The organism is Desulforhopalus glucosivorans, from assembly GCF_054397165.1.
Genome location: NZ_AP044854.1, coordinates 757,349 through 774,893 on the forward strand (window position 1 = coordinate 757,349; position 17,545 = coordinate 774,893).

General features: G+C 41.6%; 18 protein-coding genes. 17 read left to right on the forward strand and 1 reads right to left on the reverse strand.

Annotated elements, in window-relative coordinates:
* Positions 1-64: 64 nt before the first annotated feature.
* Entirely contained in the window at positions 65-1,417 is a 1,353-nt protein-coding gene (locus tag ACX6CI_RS03280; RefSeq protein ID WP_458776750.1) for an integron integrase, read from the reverse strand.
* 216 nt (positions 1,418-1,633) lie between these two features.
* Here ACX6CI_RS03280 and ACX6CI_RS03285 point away from each other — a divergent pair, with 216 nt between their 5' ends.
* From ACX6CI_RS03285 to ACX6CI_RS03365, 17 genes are all read left to right on the forward strand, one after another.
* Positions 1,634-2,161, forward strand: coding sequence for a P-loop NTPase family protein (locus ACX6CI_RS03285; protein WP_458776751.1), 528 nt, complete (start codon positions 1,634-1,636; stop codon positions 2,159-2,161).
* A gap of 78 nt (positions 2,162-2,239) precedes the next feature.
* Entirely contained in the window at positions 2,240-2,668 is a 429-nt protein-coding gene (locus ACX6CI_RS03290) for a DUF6892 domain-containing protein (protein ID WP_458776752.1), read from the forward strand.
* Positions 2,669-3,487: 819 nt separating this feature from the next.
* Positions 3,488-4,099 carry a GyrI-like domain-containing protein gene (locus ACX6CI_RS03295; protein WP_458776753.1) on the forward strand — a complete coding sequence of 204 codons (612 nt, stop codon included), beginning with the start codon at positions 3,488-3,490 and terminating at the stop codon, positions 4,097-4,099.
* 269 nt (positions 4,100-4,368) lie between these two features.
* Complete coding sequence (locus tag ACX6CI_RS03300) at positions 4,369-4,722, forward strand: hypothetical protein (protein ID WP_458776754.1); 354 nt, start codon at positions 4,369-4,371, stop codon at positions 4,720-4,722.
* 986 nt (positions 4,723-5,708) lie between these two features.
* Positions 5,709-6,320 (forward strand): GyrI-like domain-containing protein, encoded by a 612-nt coding sequence (locus tag ACX6CI_RS03305; RefSeq protein WP_458776753.1) that lies wholly within the window; start codon positions 5,709-5,711, stop codon positions 6,318-6,320.
* 169 nt (positions 6,321-6,489) lie between these two features.
* Positions 6,490-6,921 (forward strand): gamma-glutamylcyclotransferase family protein, encoded by a 432-nt coding sequence (locus ACX6CI_RS03310; RefSeq protein WP_458776755.1) that lies wholly within the window; start codon positions 6,490-6,492, stop codon positions 6,919-6,921.
* Positions 6,922-7,003: 82 nt separating this feature from the next.
* Complete coding sequence (locus ACX6CI_RS03315) at positions 7,004-7,438, forward strand: Imm44 family immunity protein (protein WP_458776756.1); 435 nt, start codon at positions 7,004-7,006, stop codon at positions 7,436-7,438.
* A gap of 782 nt (positions 7,439-8,220) precedes the next feature.
* The gene (locus ACX6CI_RS03320; protein ID WP_458776757.1) at positions 8,221-8,649 is read left to right on the forward strand and encodes a ribonuclease E inhibitor RraB; all 429 of its coding nucleotides are present in this window, start codon (positions 8,221-8,223) and stop codon (positions 8,647-8,649) included.
* Positions 8,609-9,031 (forward strand): hypothetical protein, encoded by a 423-nt coding sequence (locus ACX6CI_RS03325; RefSeq protein ID WP_458776758.1) that lies wholly within the window; start codon positions 8,609-8,611, stop codon positions 9,029-9,031. The genes ACX6CI_RS03320 and ACX6CI_RS03325 overlap by 41 nt, the downstream gene beginning before the upstream one ends.
* 53 nt (positions 9,032-9,084) lie before the next feature.
* Entirely contained in the window at positions 9,085-10,518 is a 1,434-nt protein-coding gene (gene ltrA / locus ACX6CI_RS03330) for a group II intron reverse transcriptase/maturase (RefSeq protein WP_458776759.1), read from the forward strand.
* A gap of 132 nt (positions 10,519-10,650) precedes the next feature.
* The gene (locus tag ACX6CI_RS03335) at positions 10,651-11,193 is read left to right on the forward strand and encodes a hypothetical protein (protein ID WP_458776760.1); all 543 of its coding nucleotides are present in this window, start codon (positions 10,651-10,653) and stop codon (positions 11,191-11,193) included.
* An 848-nt stretch (positions 11,194-12,041) separates the two neighbouring features.
* Positions 12,042-12,539 carry a hypothetical protein gene (locus tag ACX6CI_RS03340; RefSeq protein ID WP_458776761.1) on the forward strand — a complete coding sequence of 166 codons (498 nt, stop codon included), beginning with the start codon at positions 12,042-12,044 and terminating at the stop codon, positions 12,537-12,539.
* Positions 12,540-12,661: 122 nt separating this feature from the next.
* Positions 12,662-12,928, forward strand: coding sequence for a hypothetical protein (locus ACX6CI_RS03345; protein WP_458776762.1), 267 nt, complete (start codon positions 12,662-12,664; stop codon positions 12,926-12,928).
* A gap of 158 nt (positions 12,929-13,086) precedes the next feature.
* Positions 13,087-13,521 carry a hypothetical protein gene (locus tag ACX6CI_RS03350; RefSeq protein WP_458776763.1) on the forward strand — a complete coding sequence of 145 codons (435 nt, stop codon included), beginning with the start codon at positions 13,087-13,089 and terminating at the stop codon, positions 13,519-13,521.
* A 72-nt stretch (positions 13,522-13,593) separates the two neighbouring features.
* Positions 13,594-14,046 carry a cupin domain-containing protein gene (locus ACX6CI_RS03355; RefSeq protein WP_458776764.1) on the forward strand — a complete coding sequence of 151 codons (453 nt, stop codon included), beginning with the start codon at positions 13,594-13,596 and terminating at the stop codon, positions 14,044-14,046.
* 877 nt (positions 14,047-14,923) lie between these two features.
* A complete protein-coding gene (locus ACX6CI_RS03360; RefSeq protein WP_458776765.1) occupies positions 14,924-16,147 on the forward strand; it encodes a retroviral-like aspartic protease family protein in 1,224 nt (407 codons plus the stop codon).
* Positions 16,148-16,552: 405 nt separating this feature from the next.
* Positions 16,553-17,014, forward strand: coding sequence for a DUF5412 family protein (locus ACX6CI_RS03365; RefSeq protein WP_458776766.1), 462 nt, complete (start codon positions 16,553-16,555; stop codon positions 17,012-17,014).
* Positions 17,015-17,545: the final 531 nt, after the last annotated feature.

Genomic DNA, 17,545 nt, shown 5'->3' on the forward strand with positions numbered 1-17,545 from the left:
TAGCAACAATCCACACCATTGCCTGCCACAAAATACTTTCTCAGCAATATGGTCGGTTAACATATTAAAAATCAAGTGGACTCTTTGCTTCCTTTTTTGTCGTGCTTTTCACAGTATGTGTATAAATCATTGTTGTTCGCACATCACTGTGCCCCAGTAATTCCTGAATTGTCCTAATGTCATAATTTGCCTGTAGGAGATGGCTTGCAAAACTGTGTCTGAAGGTATGTGCAGTGACTCTTTTGGTAAGACAGGCCTTTTCTACAGCTCGTCGAAGAGCTTTCTGAACATGGGTTTCATGGAGATGAAATCGTTTCATCTCTCCCGTCTCCTTTACCCTGGAGAGCTTGTGTGCAGGAAACAGCCACTGCCAGATGAATTGACGACCTGCATTCTTCGATTTCCTAGCATATGCATCAAAAAGAAAAACCCCATCGTAACCTCTTTCAACATCTTTACTGTGTAGCTCATGAACCGCGCCAAGTTGCTTACGTATTTCCCCGTGCAGACTTTTGGGTAGGGGTACCGTACGATCCTTTTTACCTTTCCCGTTGTGGACAGTAAGAATACCTTCTTCCAGGTTTAGACATTGGACACGTAGTGACAGACACTCAAACAGACGTAGCCCACAACCGTACAGCAGTTTAGCAATGAGTAGATACGGTTCATCGATTGCGTTAAATATTTTCTCGATTTCAGCTCTGGATAGGACCACGGGAATATACGGTCTTTTCTTAGCACGTACCACTCCATTGATGGTGCCGAATTCCCTGTTAAGCACGTGTCTGAAGAAGAAAAGGAGTGAATTAAAGGCTAGGTTCTGGGTTGATGCTGATACCTTTTTCTTAACGGCAAGGTGAGTCAAGTAGCCCTTAACGTGTTCAGCAGTTAGAGTATCCGGCCTCGGGGATTGGGTATAGGTTTGAAAATCTCGTACATATTTTCTGTAGGATCTGAGTGTTTTGTCAGAGTAGTGCCTCATCCGGATGGTATTCTCTAGTTCTGCATATTCAGATTTCCAGGAGATTGCGTTCCTATTGGTGTTTTTTTCAGCAAGTTTGGTGTCACATGTTGGTGAGGCATTTTTTCTGCTAGGATCTTTCTTAACATTGTGTTTGTGAATATTGACCCTTTTATCTGTTGTTTCATCGTTTTTCATAAGCATTACAGCTTCTTGATAGAGCTGAACTGCTCTTTTAGCTTCTTTTATTGTCGTTACATCTTGTTTTTTTTCGGCCAGCTTAAGAAGAAAGGCTTTTAGCCCTTGGACAGTTGATGAATCATGACGATATTTATGACAAAAATCCAAGTAATAACGTAGGTATTTCTGGCATTTATAAATGTAATTCTGAGCAATACCTTTCTTGACGAGAAACTCAGCATACCTGATCCTGATCTCTGTAGGTAAAGCCAGCATGAAAGCCTCCAGATCCTAAATGTACACACCTGTAATATGTTTTTATGTAATGTTACCCAGAAGTAAAACACTAACAACTTGCATCGATTACATCAATCTATTTATCTGATATCTCACAATATAAAAATTTTGAGTGGAGCACCTCCAAGGATGAGCAGTACCATATGGGTGGCTATACTCAGTCTTCTGTATAATAACTTGTTGGGCGCCACTCTCATGAGAATGATAATAGTAGGAAATAGCGGAAGCGGGAAAACATGGTTGGCCAAAAATTTGGCAAAGATTGATGGATCTCCAGTGATCCATTTGGATCACATCTTTTGGGAACCTGGCGGATTCGATAAACCAAGGCCCGCAGAAGTAGTGACTAAAATGATTGACGAATCTAAAAGTCATGAATCATGGATAGCTGAAGGAGTTTTTGGCGAATTAGCTGAACAATTTATGGAATGTTCACAGTATTTTATCTGGTTGGATATTGACTGGCCGATTTGCCGAGATAGGCTGTTGATTCGAGGATCAGAATCAAAACAACATATGGGAAGAAACGAATCTGAAGAAGGGCTCCGACAACTGGTAGAGTGGGCATCTAAATATTATGAGAGGAAAAATGCGCGATCCTACGAAGGGCATAAAAAGCTTATGAATGGTTTTAAAGGTCAACAAATTTACCTCAATTCAGAAGCCGGTGTAGATGATTTTATTACATTAGCCCAACAAAAGTTTTCACTGGATCGCGGATAGATCGCCGCGTCCAGTGAAACTTGGCGTTATGTCTCTGCTAGGCTAAAGCGGTAATCAATCCATGGATAAATATAAAAAATGTCTAAAGTATTAAAATTCAAAGATCCTAATTTTAGATTAGCAGTAATTAATGTTTTGATGTATGAAAAAAATATTCTAGAACCTGCAATAGACCCTTTTGAGTTTGCAGAAAATTACGATAAAAGAACCATTGATATTGATGAGGAGGGATATGAAATTATTCCTGAAATATTGGAATACTTTAATAATCTGGAAATTTTAGATTCTCAAGTAAAAGATATTGATGAGCTGTATCAAGATGGTGGAGATGATATTTACATGACTATTTGCCCATTTTGGAGTGGAACGAATGATATTTTTAATATTAATTCAGCGGAGGATGCTACTTTATTGCCTAAGTTAAAAAATGTAACTCTATTTCATTCTTCAGATAATGGAATTTTAGAACAATTTAAAGCAAAGGGTATAACCGCAGAATGGTTGTAAAGAAATTTCAGAAATTAATATAAGTACATAACAAGTTGCTACATCGGAAAAACTACTCGCTCGCGCTCGCATTTTTCCGCTGAGCAAAGCGTTAGTGCGCCAAGCGAAGCTTGGTGCTTCTTATAGGGTGCCCTGCTTAAGTTCCTGGGCAGGAAGTCCCAATCGGGCAAAGCTTAACCAGCAGCCCGTACCGAGTGTTGCGGGGTCGGCGGAGTCGGCACATTTAGCCGGTGAACAAAGATTGCGAAGCGTACACAGGGAACACTGCAGGCCGCAGGGGAGACGTACCTCCTTTAAGCAATTCAGCCTCGTTAGAGTAAAGTGCAGTTGGCGACGGCTTTAACGTACCGGAAGCCAGGACAGAGGAATCGCTATGGTGAGATTCCCGAGGGACTGCCGGGGTCCGAGAGCGTGGCATGTAGTGAGAGAAGCATCAGGAACTTGGGAGCCCCTTCCACCTCCCCCGATTTACCGATCAGGGGTAGGACAGTTCAATCACAAAAAGGCTGTCGCGATGGGTAAATTAAGCGAAGGGAGTCAGATCATCTCATACTACTCTGAGACGGTAACGCCGATCACATGGGGAAGGGGATGACGGTATTGTGTAGCCCGCAAAGGAAACTTGTACGGATACGAAAGGCCGAATAATGCAAGCCAACCTCACTGAGGGGAATAGCAAAGAGAGCATGAGAATGTTCTTGTACGAAGCGAACAATACTGAGGAGCCTTGTGCGGGAAAACCGCACGCAGGGATCTGTGAGGGGGCGGTCGGGTAACTGGCCGTCCTACCTCAATGCATCCCACAAATGGAAATATATCATGAGCAAAATTGACTACAAAAAAGAACTTAAGCATTTATATAAACCCTCACCCAAAACCGTTGCCACTGTTGATGTGCCAGAAATGAATTTCCTGATGATTGACGGCAAAGGAGATCCGAACACATCGGTGGCGTTTCAAGATGCAATTCAGTGCCTTTACCCTGTTTCTTACACGTTGAAATTTATGGTCAAACGAGGCGAAATCGGAATTGATTATGGTGTATTGCCTCTTGAAGGACTTTGGTGGTGTGATGATATGCGTGATTTTAGTGTTGACGACAAAAGTGATTGGAAATGGAAGTTAATGATTATGCAACCAGAATTAATTACTCAAGACATGGTTGAAGTTGCAATTTCAGAGGTTAAAAAGAAAAAAAATCCAGTGGCCCTCCCCTTATTGAAATTTCAAAAATATGCGGAAGGAAATTCTGCCCAGATGATGCATATAGGACCATTTTCAGAGGAAGGGCCAACCATAGAAAAAGTTCATAATTATATTCAGGAACTTGGCTCCTCACGAACAGGCAAACATCACGAAATATATCTTAGTGATATACGAAGGGCAAAACCAGAGAAGTGGAAAACTATTATCCGTCAACCAATGAAATAAATAAAAATGCTAACAAGTCACTGCACTGGAAAAAAAGGGGTCAGGGGTTTGGGTTACTTCTCGGTACGCACCATGTATATCTCTAGTTCTATACATTTTGCTACGCACCTTTTTTTCCAGTGAGTTCAACCGTTGCGTAATGGTTAGGATGGTTTTAATTATTATCCTTCTAAAAAAACAATCTATTAATACGTTAGATGTTGAAGTAAATAAGTTAGTTGTATATTGATTTGCACCCAAATAAATATTTTTTTTTATCGGAGAAAGCTATGTCAGAAAGTGGTATCGCATTATTTGTTAAATTTGATGATTATGACAAATTAGAGGTAGTAGAAGATATCTTAAAAGATATTGACAAATTAATTTCAGAATCAGGTGATGAAATAACTATTCATGATTATCTGCAAAAAAAGAATTTAACAATGGGTGTTCAGTTTGACTCATGGTGGATTCCTGAGACGATCATGACAAATGGGTGTGCAATCATCTTTAAACTAATTGGGTCCCCCTCTGGAACAAGAGAAGAAGATATTGTTACATGGCTAAATAAAATGGGTGCAACATCAATTAGCGGAAATCTGTTAATGTCTGGCGGTGGTGATGTAGAAGAAATGGATATTTAGGCTACTAATTTAGAACAATAGGTTTGGCTTAAAAAACTACTCGACCGCTGTTTCTATTGAAATTTAAAATAATTTTATTATTTGGTCTATTTTAAGTCAGACTTATTGCAATTTAACCCACACCATATTCACAAAAAAAACACTAAAATATATTATAATTTCTTACTGATATGACTAGTAAGTCATGAAATTTACATATTGGATCAAATAACAAATCCATCAACACGGACTCGCTGAAGCTCGCCGGTTATGTCCACGTTAGTGCGCCAAGCGAAGCTTGGTGCTTCTTATAGGGTGCCCTGCTTAAGTTCCTGGGCAGGAAGTCCCAAACGGGCAAAGCTTAACCAGCAGCCCGTACCGAGTGTTGCGGGGTCGGCGGAGTCGGCACATTTAGCCGGTGAACAAAGATTGCGAAGCGTACACAGGGAACACTGCAGGCCGCAGGGGAGACGTACCTCCTTTAAGCAATTCAGCCTCGTTAGAGTAAAGTGCAGTTGGCGACGGCTTTAACGTACCGGAAGCCAGGACAGAGGAATCGCTATGGTGAGATTCCCGAGGGACTGCCGGGGTCCGAGAGCGTGGCATGTAGTGAGAGAAGCATCAGGAACTTGGGAGCCCCTTCCACCTCCCCCGATTTACCGATCAGGGGTAGGACAGTTCAATCACAAAAAGGCTGTCGCGATGGGTAAATTAAGCGAAGGGAGTCAGATCATCTCATACTACTCTGAGACGGTAACGCCGATCACATGGGGAAGGGGATGACGGTATTGTGTAGCCCGCAAAGGAAACTTGTACGGATACGAAAGGCCGAATAATGCAAGCCAACCTCACTGAGGGGAATAGCAAAGAGAGCATGAGAATGTTCTTGTACGAAGCGAACAATACTGAGGAGCCTTGTGCGGGAAAACCGCACGCAGGGATCTGTGAGGGGGCGGTCGGGTAACTGGCCGTCCTACCTCAATGCATCCCACAAATGGAAATATATCATGAGCAAAATTGACTACAAAAAAGAACTTAAGCATTTATATAAACCCTCACCCAAAACCGTTGCCACTGTTGATGTGCCAGAAATGAATTTCCTGATGATTGACGGCAAAGGAGATCCGAACACATCGGTGGCGTTTCAAGATGCAATTCAGTGCCTTTACCCTGTTTCTTACACGTTGAAATTTATGGTCAAACGAGGCGAAATCGGAATTGATTATGGTGTATTGCCTCTTGAAGGACTTTGGTGGTGTGATGATATGCGTGATTTTAGTGTTGACGACAAAAGTGATTGGAAATGGAAGTTAATGATTATGCAACCAGAATTAATTACTCAAGACATGGTTGAAGTTGCAATTTCAGAGGTTAAAAAGAAAAAAAATCCAGTGGCCCTCCCCTTATTGAAATTTCAAAAATATGCGGAAGGAAATTCTGCCCAGATGATGCATATAGGACCATTTTCAGAGGAAGGGCCAACCATAGAAAAAGTTCATAATTATATTCAGGAACTTGGCTCCTCACGAACAGGCAAACATCACGAAATATATCTTAGTGATATACGAAGGGCAAAACCAGAGAAGTGGAAAACTATTATCCGTCAACCAATGAAATAAATAAAAATGCTAACAAGTCACTGCACTGGAAAAAAAGGGGTCAGGGGTTTGGGTTACTTCTCGGTACGCACCATGTATATCTCTAGTTCTATACATTTTGCTACGCACCTTTTTTTCCAGTGAGTTCAACCGATATGTGACGAAAATAAACCTCATAAAAAGGAACGTTATGAACGACGTATGGGTGTTTTTCTATGGAACATTTATGAGTGCTAGAATTTTGAAACAGCATGGGATCAATTGCGAAAAAACCTATCCTGCAAAGGTGTCTGGATATTCTTTATCAATAAAACCAAGAGTCAATCTGGAAAGAAGTGCTGAACACAATTGCTATGGCGGCCTAGCATTGGTCAGACATAATGAGTTGACAGAACTTTATACAAAGGTTCATCAAACGTTTGGTCAAGCTTACTATCCTTACCCCGTGATGGCAGAAATGGACAATGGTCTATTCCGCCAAGCTCTTTGTTTTATTTCAGAAGAATTCGATTTTGGTGACCCAGAACCAGATTATATTAACGAAATGAATCAATGCGCTAATGAAATGAATGCCCCAAGAAGTTATATTCTACATATTGAATCATTTAGAAAAGAAGCATAATATTAAACACATATCAAAACATTCCAGCGGACCCGCAAACAGCGCGGGCCCCTGAATTTTCCGTTAGCAGCACATATGAAAAATGAAACTATTTTTAAGTGGTGAAATCTCAGATATAAATATTGCTGACAAAATACCTGAAAAGTTTAACAAAGCCGTTGGCTATATTGAGAGTAGACTAAAACCCTTTCTTGCATCGAGAGATTATGGGGAAGAAGTTAATGAGCTCAACATAATTCCTGTAATTATCAAACTTCCCAAAGAAATGGAATCTAAGGGCTGGTTTAAGGAAAGGAAACTCTTTAAACGCAAAACAAAATCAAGTGATTTTAGGCTTCGAATAGACTACGACAAATTTTGCAATGGAAATGATGATTTAAGAATTAATCTAGTCATAAAGAATATAATTGATTCTGTCAGAATACTAGATCAAAGAACAACAAAGAATTTTGATGGGAAAAAACTTGAAAATGATATTCTGGAGCTATTTAGTTTGAGCATAAATGACTTGAATTAAAGATATTTCTGCTAACCAGCCGTTCGAGTCGGACTCGCTGAAGCTCGCCGCTCAACTCAACGTTAGTGCGCCAAGCGAAGCTTGGTGCTTCTTATAGGGTGCCCTGCTTAAGTTCCTGGGCAGGAAGTCCCAATCGGGCAAAGCTTAACCAGCAGCCCGTACCGAGTGTTGCGGGGTCGGCGGAGTCGGCACATTTAGCCGGTGAACAAAGATTGCGAAGCGTACACAGGGAACACTGCAGGCCGCAGGGGAGACGTACCTCCTTTAAGCAATTCAGCCTCGTTAGAGTAAAGTGCAGTTGGCGACGGCTTTAACGTACCGGAAGCCAGGACAGAGGAATCGCTATGGTGAGATTCCCGAGGGACTGCCGGGGTCCGAGAGCGTGGCATGTAGTGAGAGAAGCATCAGGAACTTGGGAGCCCCTTCCACCTCCCCCGATTTACCGATCAGGGGTAGGACAGTTCAATCACAAAAAGGCTGTCGCGATGGGTAAATTAAGCGAAGGGAGTCAGATCATCTCATACTACTCTGAGACGGTAACGCCGATCACATGGGGAAGGGGATGACGGTATTGTGTAGCCCGCAAAGGAAACTTGTACGGATACGAAAGGCCGAATAATGCAAGCCAACCTCACTGAGGGGAATAGCAAAGAGAGCATGAGAATGTTCTTGTACGAAGCGAACAATACTGAGGAGCCTTGTGCGGGAAAACCGCACGCAGGGATCTGTGAGGGGGCGGTCGGGTAACTGGCCGTCCTACCTCAATGATGTATGAGATTGAAATGAAACATTCTTTAATAATTATTTCCACTTTTATAACATTAGTCTCAGGGAGCTATAATTTAGTGCTAGCAGACAATACCGAATACGAAAAACTGTTAAAAAGTCAGCTGTCTATGACAATTAAGACTTGGGAGCAACTACAAGCGAATGGTGCTACTGAGAAATCAAAATTGAAATTAGAATTTTTCTTCTATTGTTCATCTGAGACCTCTGCTAAAGACTGCATGCAACATTTTCTCGAATATGAGTACAAAGTAGAAATAAAACCAGAAAATGATAATGAAAAAACTAGTCTTTGGCTTTTAAGCGGAAATACCCAACCTACAGAAGTCAATGAAAAAATATTATTGCAATGGGTAGATTATATGGTAACGGCAGGTTGGAATTATGGCTGTTATTTTGACGGGTGGGGAGCAGAAATACCATAATTATCATCTAACAAGTCACTACACTGGATTTCGCAAACAGCGCGGGCCTGTGAACGCTACGTTAGTGCGCCAGGCGAAGCTTGGCGCTTCTTGCAGGGTGCCCTGCTATACAGCAGGAAGTCCCTGTCGGGCAAAGCCTAGCCAGCAGCCCGTACCGAGTGTTGCGCGACTCGCGGAGCTAATTACGGCGAACAAAAGTCGTGAAGCGTACACAGGGAACACCGTAGGCCGCAGGGGAGACGTACCTCCTTTAAGCAATTCAGCCTCGTCAGAGTATAGTGCAGTTGGCGACGATTTTAACGTATCGGAAGCCAGAACAAAGGAATCGTCATGGCAAGATTCTGGAGGGACTGCCGGGGTCATAGAGCGTGGCATGCAGTGAGAGAAGTGTCAGGAACCTGGGAGACCCTTTTATCTCCTCCTCGTGGAGGTAAGATGTATCAACCACAAGAAGAGCATCTGATGGGTAAAAGGGAGTCAGATCATTCCATAGTACTCCGAGACGGTAGGGCCGTTCACATGGGGAAGGGAATGACGGTATTATGTAGCCCGCAAAGGAAACATATGCAGATAAGACAGGCTGATAAACATATGCAAACCTCACTGCGGGGAATAGCAAAAAGAGCAAAGGAAGTTCCAAAATACCGATTCGGTAATCTGTACAGTTTGCTCAACAAAGGCAACCTTCGGTGGTGCTATGGTCAACTCAACCGCAAATCAGCTCCAGGAGTTGACGGTGTGGACTGGGAAGAGTTTGGAATTGATTTGGATGGCAACGTTAGCCAGATAACAGAAGCGTTGAAAGAAAAACGCTACAAAGCTGGTCTTGTTCGAAGACAATATATTCCAAAGCCAGGAGGCAAACAACGTCCTCTAGGTATCCCTGAGACTGGTGATAAACTTGTGCAATATTGCGCAGCGCAGATCCTGTCAGCCATATTTGAACAGGATTTCTTGCCGTGCAGTCACGGATATCGGCAGGGTAAAGGTCCTCGTTCAGCGGCCCTTGAGTTGAGTCAACGTATTCATCGGGGCAAGTTCGGTTGGGTACTGGATGCAGATATTAAAGGCTTTTTCGATAATCTTGATCATGATTGGCTCCTGCGTATGCTGGAGCAGCGTATCAATGACCAGCCATTTCTCCATCTTGTGAAGAAGTGGCTCAAAGCAGGCATCCTTGAGGTTGACGGCAAAGTAATACTACCCGTTACAGGAACACCTCAAGGCGGAGTGATCTCCGCAGTCCTGGCCAACATTTATCTCCATTTTGCCCTTGATCTCTGGTTTGAGAAAGTTGTTAAACCCAGATGTCGGGGTGATGCTTATCTGATTCGTTTTGCTGATGACTATGTGTGCTGTTTTCAGTACTGCAGTGACTTGATGAAAGTAGTTCGCGTTCTTCCTAAACGCCTGGGCAAGTTTAACCTGGAACTTGCAGCCGACAAAACAAAAGCTATACGGTTCAGTAGGTTTGAAACGAAACGTAGCAAGAGTTTTGTTTTTCTTGGCTTTGAATATCGCTGGGTCATTAGCTTGAAAAAGAAGCCTCTTGTTAGAATGGTAACCGCTCGGAAGAAATTCCAGCAGGCACTGTCAAACATGAAGGCGTGGATCAGAAGCAATCGGTGTGTTTCAGGAGTCACTGAACTCATGGAGCAATTTATGGCAAAACTACGTGGGCACTACAATTATTATGGTGTTAGTGGTAACTTTGATAAACTCGGTTCCTTCTACAATCTGAGTTGCAAGATAGTCTATAAATGGTTGAATAGGAGGAGTCAGCGGAAAAGCTTTAACTGGCGAGGTTTTGAAGAACTCTTACGGAGTTTCTCAATTCCCCGGCCTCGGATCACAGGGTACTGGAGCTGAAATGTTTTTGTACGAAGCGAATAATACTGAGGAGCCCTGTGCGAGAATACCGCACGCAGGGATCTGCGAGGGGACGGTCGGGTAACTGGCCGTTCTACCTTAATTATGAGAGGAAAATTCAAAAATATAGGCATGGCTAGCAAATTATTTCTTTTAATTCAATTTGTTCCACTATCTATCTTTCTTGCGATTACCCGGTGGCCTGATGGATCTGACAGCCCAAATTGGAAAATGGCATTTATTGTTGGTGGCGGTATTGCGTTAGTAGAAACCATTTTATTGTCTCGTCGTAAAAACACATTCAATCGTTTTATTTTAGCTGTAAATGTTTTCCTTTTTGTTGGTGGCATGGGTTTTCTGCTCAGTATTGGCCCAATTCTTAGTATGTATAAGAATCTGATGCAATCAGCACTGTTTTCATCTCTCATAGTGGTTGGCTTACTAACAACGTTTTTCTCTGCTCATGGTTTCATTGGCGTTGAGCACCCCAATAGAAAACTTGTTATAAACCGATCTATTTATCTATTACTGGCATCTCTATTTGCTTTTAGCTTCTCACTGTTCTTTCGAGGAAACACGCTTTTGTCTGGCATACTTCCTTTTATCAGTCTATTATTTTTTGGTAAAATATTACGATTAAACATGAATGACAAAACAACCATTAAGAGTATATAACCTGGCGCTCCAAGGGACGGCGTGAGGTTACGGCTTTTACAAAGTTTATCGGTAAATCGACAATAAATCTTTTACTCCAAGTTCAGTGTAGAAATCACGCCGCCCCTTAGCTAAACGTTAGTGCGCCAAGCGAAGCTTGGTGCTTCTTATAGGGTGCCCTGCTTAAGTTCCTGGGCAGGAAGTCCCAATCGGGCAAAGCTTAACCAGCAGCCCGTACCGAGTGTTGCGGGGTCGGCGGAGTCGGCACATTTAGCCGGTGAACAAAGATTGCGAAGCGTACACAGGGAACACTGCAGGCCGCAGGGGAGACGTACCTCCTTTAAGCAATTCAGCCTCGTTAGAGTAAAGTGCAGTTGGCGACGGCTTTAACGTACCGGAAGCCAGGACAGAGGAATCGCTATGGTGAGATTCCCGAGGGACTGCCGGGGTCCGAGAGCGTGGCATGTAGTGAGAGAAGCATCAGGAACTTGGGAGACCCTTCCACCTCCTCCGATTTACCGATCAGGGGTAGGACAGTTCAATCACAAAAAGGCTGTCGCGATGGGTAAATTAAGCGAAGGGAGTCAGATCATCTCATACTACTCTGAGACGGTAACGCCGATCACATGGGGAAGGGGATGACGGTATTGTGTAGCCCGCAAAGGAAACTTGTACGGATACGAAAGGCCGAATAATGCAAGCCAACCTCACTGAGGGGAATAGCAAAGAGAGCATGAGAATGTTCTTGTACGAAGCGAACAATACTGAGGAGCCTTGTGCGGGAAAACCGCACGCAGGGATCTGTGAGGGGGCGGTCGGGTAACTGGCCGTCCTACCTCAATGCTTAAAAAATTGAATTTCACAGTTTAATGCAGAATAAAGAACATATTGATGAAAGCATTTTTTCCATTGATAAAATGGACTCTTTTGTTGGAAAAAATTCATGGAAAATTGGTTTGTCTTTAGTATTCATTATTATACTTGCTTCTTATATTGGTAGGGAGAGCATCAATATTGGAGGTATGTTTGGAGTAATAGTTTTCTTCTTAGCTTTGTTTTATATATTTGAAAGGTCTTTTCAGAAGTATATCGAAACTATTCATTTTGACTTTGAAAAAAGTGCCCTTGAAGTTCACTTGTTACGAAGAAATCATTCAAAACTTATCCCTTTCAACAATATTATCTCTATAAAGGTCAACGGTTTAGTGATAATTAAAACTATAGAACAAACTCTTTATTACAAAGATATTAGTAACGACAATCTTTTTTATAATCTCAATAAAATTAAAGAAATTGAGTGGGGATACCTTAGCAAAGTCTTCGGTCCTAGCAAAATAACACGTAACAAATTGAAAATTAAAGAATAAAATAGCTAACCAGGCGCTACACGACGAGGACCCGTAAACAGCGCGGGCCTGTGAGCTCAACGTCTTCTGACAGAAAAATAGATTGATTGTAAAAGTGATCCACAATAGATGAGAAAAAAGGTTTGAAAAAGAAGATTAAAAAATATCTCTGGGGTTTTCTTTCTTTAGGTTTGGGTCTTTATTTATCGTATCTTTGCATAGAAAATATTGGAAGAATGGGATTGGACATCTTTAATCCTGAAGCTCAGGATGTCACGTTAAGGCATAGTTGGGGAGAAGATCTAAGTCAATTCATACTATCACTGGTAGGTGCTGTTGTTTGCTTCGCCACCTCATTTGGGTACTTAGTGCTTTTTAAAGAAGAAGAATTGTTCTATGACGATGAATAAAAAATTATCAAAATTAAAGATAACTAGACACTCCAGTGGATTTGCTGAGGTCGGCGGTATTTTGAAGAAAAGGGGTGTTAAGTAATTCCGATACTATTCGAGCAAATTACTTTTCATCCGCAAACCACTGAGTTCAACGTTGTGCTTAAGAAAAATTAATGACAAATATCGTAGAAAGAATCTTGGTTGTGCTAATTTTTTTAATACTGATTGTACCTGGTGCATACAAGATCAGTTCCTTTCTTTTTGATTGGTCACATTCAAGTACTTATAGTGGAATTGTCGTAAAAGATGGGATGGGGAAGTTTACAGGTTGTAAACCATTTATTGAATTCTATGATAGCAAAGGATTGTTAAGAGAATATAAAAGCGAAATTAATTATCATTTTTTCTTTTGTCCGAAAGAGGGAGATGAAATAACAGTAATCAGTCACAATCAAATCCCATCAAGAATCTATACACTTAATACTTTCCATTATATTTTCATACCAATAATCCTTGTTCTTTTAGGCCTCTGGGTGGTTTACTCATATTTTTTTAAGAAAGATTTTAACGAAGACGCTGAGGACAACAAACAGTATCACAGGCCTTGATGAAGTTTGCTAGTAAATCAACCATTGTTCTTAAAGGAATGATCTATTCATCTCAAACAGGCAAAGTTATATATGAAACTTAATAATATTATTCCGATTTTGTTACTAGTTCTTTCTTTTTTCTTTCGGGCTGAATTGCTGTTAGCAGAAGAAAACCACAAAATTTCCATGAATTATACTAGGCTGGGTGTAGACGAATCAGGAGAAACTTACTTCAAGGAAGAAATTATTGAATTTAATCATAGGCCTTCTGGGTTCATGGTTTCACTTGCAGAGGCATCAGAAAGTGTTCGCTTTTTTCAAGCCAAACCCGGCTGGGAAATGCTTGAACTGCATTATGCTCCTGATCGTCAATATCTACTAGTGATGCAAGGAATTCTTGAAATTCAATGTAGCACAGGCCAAATGAAGAAGTTTGAGCCAGGTTCAGTTTTGTATGTTGAAGATACGTATGGAAAGGGGCATAGGACAAGGAATGCAGGCGAAAATGACTTGATACTTGTCTGGGTAAGTGTGCAAAAATAAATGTAAAAAGCACAACCAGCCACTCCAGTGGATTTGCTGAGGTATGCGGTGTTTTGCAGCATCGAAGTACTTAGTATCTTCTACATTTATCGAACATTTTACTGTTAATCCGCAAACCACTGAATTCTACGTTGGTGCGCCAAGCGAAGCTTGGTGCTTCTTATAGGGTGCCCTGCTTAAGTTCCTGGGCAGGAAGTCCCAATCGGGCAAAGCTTAACCAGCAGCCCGTACCGAGTGTTGCGGGGTCGGCGGAGTCGGCACATTTAGCCGGTGAACAAAGATTGCGAAGCGTACACAGGGAACACTGCAGGCCGCAGGGGAGACGTACCTCCTTTAAGCAATTCAGCCTCGTTAGAGTAAAGTGCAGTTGGCGACGGCTTTAACGTACCGGAAGCCAGGACAGAGGAATCGCTATGGTGAGATTCCCGAGGGACTGCCGGGGTCCGAGAGCGTGGCATGTAGTGAGAGAAGCATCAGGAACTTGGGAGACCCTTCCACCTCCCCCGATTTACCGATCAGGGGTAGGACAGTTCAATCACAAAAAGGCTGTCGCGATGGGTAAATTAAGCGAAGGGAGTCAGATCATCTCATACTACTCTGAGACGGTAACGCCGATCACATGGGGAAGGGGATGACGGTATTGTGTAGCCCGCAAAGGAAACTTGTACGGATACGAAAGGCCGAATAATGCAAGCCAACCTCACTGAGGGGAATAGCAAAGAGGGCATGAGAATGTTCTTGTACGAAGCGAACAATACTGAGGAGCCTTGTGCGGGAAAACCGCACGCAGGGATCTGTGAGGGGGCGGTCGGGTAACTGGCCGTCCTACCTCAATGGCCAAAAACTAAGAACAGGAATTAACAATAAAGAAGGGAAAATGGATAAAATCTTAAGTTATTTTACTGCAGTACTCATTTTAATTATTTTTCTACCAGGCTGTACAGCAATACAGGCATTTAAGCTATTAAATGACAGTGAGGCTGTAATTGAAAATGACAGTGATAGTGTAATTCCGTTTATTGTTGAAGGGCACCAGATTCTTGTAAAAGCAAAAGTTAATCACTCTAACAAAGAATATACATTTATTCTTGATACCGGCGCATTGACCATGATGAGTGAAAAGGTTGTTAAAGAATTATCATTGCCAAAAGGGATAGAGGTTAATGCTGGAGGCACTGGCGGCAACTTAAAAACGATCAATTTGGTACAGTTGGATAGTGTCATTGTCGGGAATGTGGAAGTAAATAAATGTGCATCAGGTATTACTGATTTTAATTCTATTTTTCCGCATAAAATTGATGGTATATTAGGATCAAATTTTTTAAAGCACTTCAAGGTTACCATTGATTATCAGAAAAAGGAACTAACCCTATCTCATGATACCAAACCTGTTCAGCTACAAAGAAATGAAATAAGGATACCAATTAAACTTGACATGTTACACGGATTTGCTCCGGTCGTAGAGTGTGAAGTTGATGGGGTGCTTCAAGACCACGGGATTATTGATACAGGGCTTTATGGTTATATTGCGCTGCCAAAAACTATAAATAAAATACCTTCGTTTAAAAATGGCAGTGTCGTTTCCTCACAAGGATCAATGAGTTTTGGAATGTTCGGTTTAGGCAAAAAAGAAGACTATGCCTTACTTTTAAATAATGTAAAAATTGGCAACCTGAAACTTCATAACATTCCAGCCAAGTCACATGACCACAACGATGGGCAAATTTTAATTGGCAATAGCTTTCTAGAAAAATATATAGTTGTACTTAATTATCCTGCAGAAGAATTGATTTTGCGCTCTTTATCTTTGCCCTTTGAACGTAACATTCCTACTTACGGGATTGCGTTGACGAGAAAAGAACAGAAAACCATAGTCTCAGGAGTTTGGCGTAATTCAGTTGCGTTTAAAAAAGGTCTAAGACCTGGAGATGAGATTATTAAGATTAACTCTATTGAAACTAGTTCGATTCAGTCAGTATTTGAATTAATGGTCATTTTTACAGATGAAGAAATTAACAGCTTAACTATTGAAGTATTAAATGAAGCTGAAAGGAAAACTGTGGTTCTACAAAAAGAAAATCTCCTTCCTGCTTTGTATTAATCCGGCGGGCATTTAGATCGTAATTTATGTCATTGGAGCAACGGGTATTTAGTCAAATATAACGCATCTTAAATGATGAGAATGCCCACCGGGTTAATAATGATATTGCCCAACTAGGCAAATTAACTCGGATGCAATTCCGCTGCGCTCCATTTGCACCGGTTATTTGCAAGCGTTAGCTGAGCACAAAATAGATATATGAATTTGTTTTCAAAAATGGCAGGCTTATTTACTGGGATAATAATATTTATTTTGTCTAGCTTCCTATTGCCCGATTTCATTCAAAACACTTTCAGTCATTCAGAAGAAGGCATTTCAAGTTTCATATTATTTGTTGTAATTCTTTCATTCTCAACAATTATCGGAAAGTATTTTTACAAATGGTTGACGCGACGAAATAAATACATGAAAACTGCCATTATATCAATCTGTTGCTTGAGTGGAACCATGTTGATTGCCTTCTGTCTGTTCATAACCCTTGTTGGCATCGCCACGCATGATCTTTGTGCTGAAACTATCATTTCTGAGAAATATTCTCCTAACCAAATATTGAAAGCTAAGGTTTATCAGGTAGATTGTGGTGCCACGACAGGGTTCAATACTCAGGTTGACATTTCATGGGTTAAAAACTCTTCATTAATACCTATATTTCAAAATATTTATGGTAAAAAAAGTACCAAGGTTTTCCTTGCTCAAAATGGCCATGGTCAAGACACTTTTGGGAAACATGGTGGTCCAGAAGTCATTATAAAATGGAGAAACAACAAAGAACTCGATGTTGATTATAATTACCGTGCAGATGTAAAAATAAAAAACTCACGAGTTAAAGGGGTTGAAATCTCTTTTAATAAACTGAAAAGCAATTAAGACAACAGCTAACAAAATGCCACACAAGGAATTTTGCCAGTTCCGGCTACTGCATTCTTTTTTGGTTTTTCAATGCTCCTTGATCTTGCTTCCATTCAAGCATTTTCATGCAAAATCCTGTGAGCTCAACGTGTGTGCCGAGCATGGCATGAAACTAGAGAGGTGTAAGTCCTCTTACCAGGTATAAGCAGAGCCGAAGGTTAGAAGAAGGGCAGGTAAGCGAAGACTCCGAGGGCGACATCGTGAGGTGTGGTCTGGAGGAAGCCCAATTCAAAGTCGCGGGGCGACGAACAGGAACCGGATACGAGGTGTGACATACTCGGGACCAGCGGGCACGTGACCGCGAAGTCCTCCATCTGCGATTTGGGTATGTTTTATAAATCCGGCGTTTACGCGATGAAAGTTTCATGCCTTACCTCGGGAGATCTCCCCAATTGCCCAGGGAAGTTGCGTGCAGCGGAAATTGGCTGGGAATTGAGTAATCAATTCTGATCATTGAGGAGAAGTCAGCAGAAGGCATAGTAGGCGAAA